We start from the raw sequence: 4,034 nt of genomic DNA on the forward strand, positions 1-4,034 counted from the left end.
AGCCTGTGGAGAGGAAGGCTCTGGCCAATGTCTTGTGACTTTGGTGAAACCAGCCTCGAAGAAGCAGGAAATCAACAGTAGATGTAATCAGAAATGAGAATATTTACGTAAGTTTGATAGAACGGAATGAAATGACCGATTTTTCTTCTCAGATAAGAATTAAGAAGGGATTCGTCGGAAGAGCCCAGAAATCCTAGATTCAATTTTCAGAATCTGTACTACGGTAGCTCAACCCTTGTTGCGCGCTCGCTCAAAAAAGCGCTTGATTTTGAGCTACCCACTCTCTAAAAATGAATTCAGTAGATCATTTTAGAGGTGAAAAATGAGCTTTGGTCGCTATGAACTAATCAATTTTGAGCTAGTACGAACGATTAAACTTTAGAAATTAAAATAATTTCCCTTGCGGATCTTTTTCAAATTTAAATTCGATTGTTGTGACTTTCCTACCGGTTTTTATGGGAGTCCACTCAATTTTCCATCCATCTTTTTGAGTGAGTTCTGTAACGGCAGGCTCGATAATACGACGTTTAATGTTATTAAAATTTTGACGTTGTTTTTCTGTGCAATCCATTGAAGTACAAAAATCTTCGATTGTGTATTTTGCGGTACCTGAAGTTTGAAAGCGTGTTAATAATTCTAGTAAACGCCATGAATAAATAGAACGCAGAGCTGAAACTTGTTTAAGATGATAGCTGGTAAATTGCTTTTTGATGTTTGTTAAATACGGTACTAATTTTGGCCACCAATAAAGTTCTACCCATCCTTCATCTTTTTGATAATGTACTTGTCCAACCCATCTCATTTTAATCTCTGTTGAAGAGAGGGCTTTACCTTTGCGATTATAAGCTGGTTCATAAAACGTAATAGAACGTTGATATAATTTTTTAGAAGCACTTTGAAGAGCTATATAAGCTGTTGACATATCGCAGTCAGCTAATTCGGCATACTCAGTAGCCGTTATACGTGTTGTTGGTATATCATTCGAACGGTGATATTTTGCGCTATCAATTTTAGAAACAGCCATCATCACAAGTCTTTTTTCAGATAAAGTTAGTCCGTGTCCTGCACGAATTAATGCATTTTGCATTGTGACCCATCTGCTGCCACTAGGACGTTCCAAGTTAGTAATTTCATATTTATTTTTTTTAAAATTAAACATTTTTTGCTCTCTATTTTTTGTAAATACGTCATGTTTCAAGTATTTACACCAATATTTTTTTATGACGCATTTAATTAAATGCGTCAATATTTTTTTATGACGCTTTTGTTTATTCATCCTGTGGAAAACACTTGAAAAAAGACGCATTTAACTTGAAAAAAGACGCATTTAACTTGAAAAAAGACGCATTTAATTCTTATAAGATATTGATTTTAAATAAAAAAAAACCATATAAAAACAAGAAAAAACAAGAAAAAACGCAAAGCATGTGGAAAACTTGCAAATTTTCTAACCAAAAACTGCTACTCGTGAAGAAGTAAATTTCATTTGAAAGAAAATTAGAAATACCAAAAAAATGTTACGAAGTGCATTAGCTACATTAGCAAGAAGTAACCTAACTGGATCAGACTATAAGGTATTTTTGAAGCTTGCTTCGGTGCTAATAGATCTTATCTAGTTAATTTAGATTTCGATTGAAGAGATAATTAGAACTCACTTCGTTCGTCCATAAATCAATGAAATGAGAGGCTACCGCCTCTCAAACTCTCCGTGCACTCACCAAAATCATGATCTCAAAGCCGTGCTTTTGGGAACTAACAATCCTAGGTTCTTATGGTCAAGGCAACCCCTTCGGGGCGCCTAACGGCGACCTTGACCCAGAACCTAACGGATTGTTTTTACGTTCCCGCACGGCTCCGAAATCATGATTAGATGAAAAACGTCTCTGTTGGCGCCAAATTTAGCCCTAGAATGCGTTTAATGAAAAAAAACGACCCATTTTACGTTTCTAAACTAAAAACTCCTTACAGAGCTTTTTTGAGCCAAATAGAATATTTTTAATTCCTAAAGATCATTTTCAAAAAATCTCACAAATAAAAAAACTATATTTGCTACTGAAAGCATTTTTCCATTTCTCTCAATTTGAAAAATTTCCAATGCGCATTTTATGCGCTCCTGAAAAATGTCTTTTTCAAAGATTTTTTGAAGGGGCGCAATTGTACGTTTTAAAAATAAAACGTAATTTTGGGCTCAAAACCCTTATCGAAAAAACGATCTTTTCTCCATTTTAGCGCCATAAGAAACTCCCTAAAACATCATGATTTCGGAGCCGTGCGGGAACGTAAAAACAATCCGTTAGGTTCTGGGTCAAGGTCGCCGTTAGGCGCCCCGAAGGGGTTGCCTTGACCATAAGAACCTAGGATTGTTAGTTCCCAAAAGCACGGCTTTGAGATCATGATTTTGGTGAGTGCACGGAGAGTTTGAGAGGCGGTAGCCTCTCATCATAAAATTGTCGAACGAAGTTCGTCATTTTTCAAGGCGAAGCCTCTTAGAGGAGAAAGGAAAAAATATTAAATGATTGATTTTAAATGAATGTAAAATTTGTAATAGGACATAGCTTGTGTCCGGTTAATAGGACATAGCTTGTGTCCGGTCATGTCCGTTAATGGGACATAAATGTCTTGATTTTGGACATAAATGTCCTTATTATTTGTCCTTTCATAGGACATTATTTTCCTATCAATAGGAAAAACGGTTAAATAGGAAAAATTGAGATGAGTTTCATAGAAGTTGCAACAGATGTTCAGAGAAATCTGCGTAAACATGAACTTAAATTGATTGAATTGGAAAAAGAGCACGAAGTTGAAGAAGAGCGTAAAAACAAAGGATTTACACAAGTTTATTCGAAAGGTTGGAAACGTGTACGAGAGCTTTCAAAAGAAAACTCAGCCGCAGCTGGACTCTACGCATTTTTTGCAGAACATATTGATCCTACATGTGGCGCCGTAATTTGTGATCAACAATTTATTGCAAATCAATTTGAAGTTACAACACGAACTATTCGTCGTTGGTTGGATTACTTGGAGTCTAAAAGGGCGGTTATTCGCATTCCTGTTTCCGGAAGGGTCTGTGCCTATGCTTTAGATCCACACGAAGTTTGGAAGGGTTATAATACAAGCAAAGAATATGCGGCTTTTGTAACTAAAACTTTAGTAGACAAAGATGGTAAAGTTAAGCGACGAATAATGTCAATGTTCAGCGCCGAAGAGCGTAAAAAACTGTTGGAAAATAAAGAGAAATTGGATCAAATAGATATTGAAGATTACTTAAAATAATTAGAACTCACTTCGTTCGTCCATAAATCAATGAAATGAGAGGCTACCGCCTCTCAAACTCTCTGTGCACTCACCAAAATCATGATCTCAAAGCCGTGCTTTTGGGAACTAACAATCCTAGGTTCTTATGGTCAAGGCAACCCCTTCGGGGCGCCTAACGGCGACCTTGACCCAGAACCTAACGGATTGTTTTTACGTTCCCGCACGGCTCCGAAATCATGATTAGATGAAAAACGTCTCTGTTAGCGCCAAATTTAGCCCTAGAATGCGTTTAATGAAAAAAAACGACCCATTTTACGTTTCTAAACTAAAAACTCCTTACAGAGCTTTTTTGAGCCAAATAGAATATTTTTAATTCCTAAAGATCATTTTCAAAAAATCTCACAAATAAAAAAACTATATTTGCTACTGAAAGCATTTTTCCATTTCTCTCAATTTGAAAAATTTCCAATGCGCATTTTATGCGCTCCTGAAAAATGTCTTTTTCAAAGATTTTTTGAAGGCGCAATTATACGTTTTAAAAATAAAACGTAATTTTGGGCTCAAAACCCTTATCGAAAAAACGATCTTTTCTCCATTTTAGCGCCATAAGAAACTCCCTAAAACATCATGATTTCGGAGCCGTGCGGGAACATAAAAACAATCCGTTAGGTTCTGGGTCAAGGTCGCCGTTAGGCGCCCCGAAGGGGTTGCCTTGACCATAAGAACCTAGGATTGTTAGTTCCCAAAAGCACGGCTTTGAGATCATGATTTTGGTGAGT

The 4,034-nt window shown here is 36.5% G+C and carries 2 protein-coding genes; one reads left to right on the plus strand and one right to left on the minus strand.

All coding sequences use genetic code 11. The features are described from left to right. Positions 1-385 precede the first annotated feature (385 nt). Positions 386-1,276, minus strand: coding sequence for a replication initiation protein (locus tag ABD915_RS08920; RefSeq protein ID WP_345117505.1), 891 nt, complete (start codon positions 1,274-1,276; stop codon positions 386-388). Positions 1,277-2,712: 1,436 nt separating this feature from the next. On the opposite strand from ABD915_RS08920, the gene ABD915_RS08925 reads away from it, so the two are divergent. Next, entirely contained in the window at positions 2,713-3,273 is a 561-nt protein-coding gene (locus ABD915_RS08925; protein ID WP_345117507.1) for a helix-turn-helix domain-containing protein, read from the plus strand. The last annotated feature ends 761 nt before the right edge of the window (positions 3,274-4,034 follow it).

It is taken from the genome of Bartonella jaculi, assembly GCF_039543045.1.
In the GTDB taxonomy this organism is placed as follows: Bacteria; Pseudomonadota; Alphaproteobacteria; order Rhizobiales; family Rhizobiaceae; genus Bartonella; species Bartonella jaculi.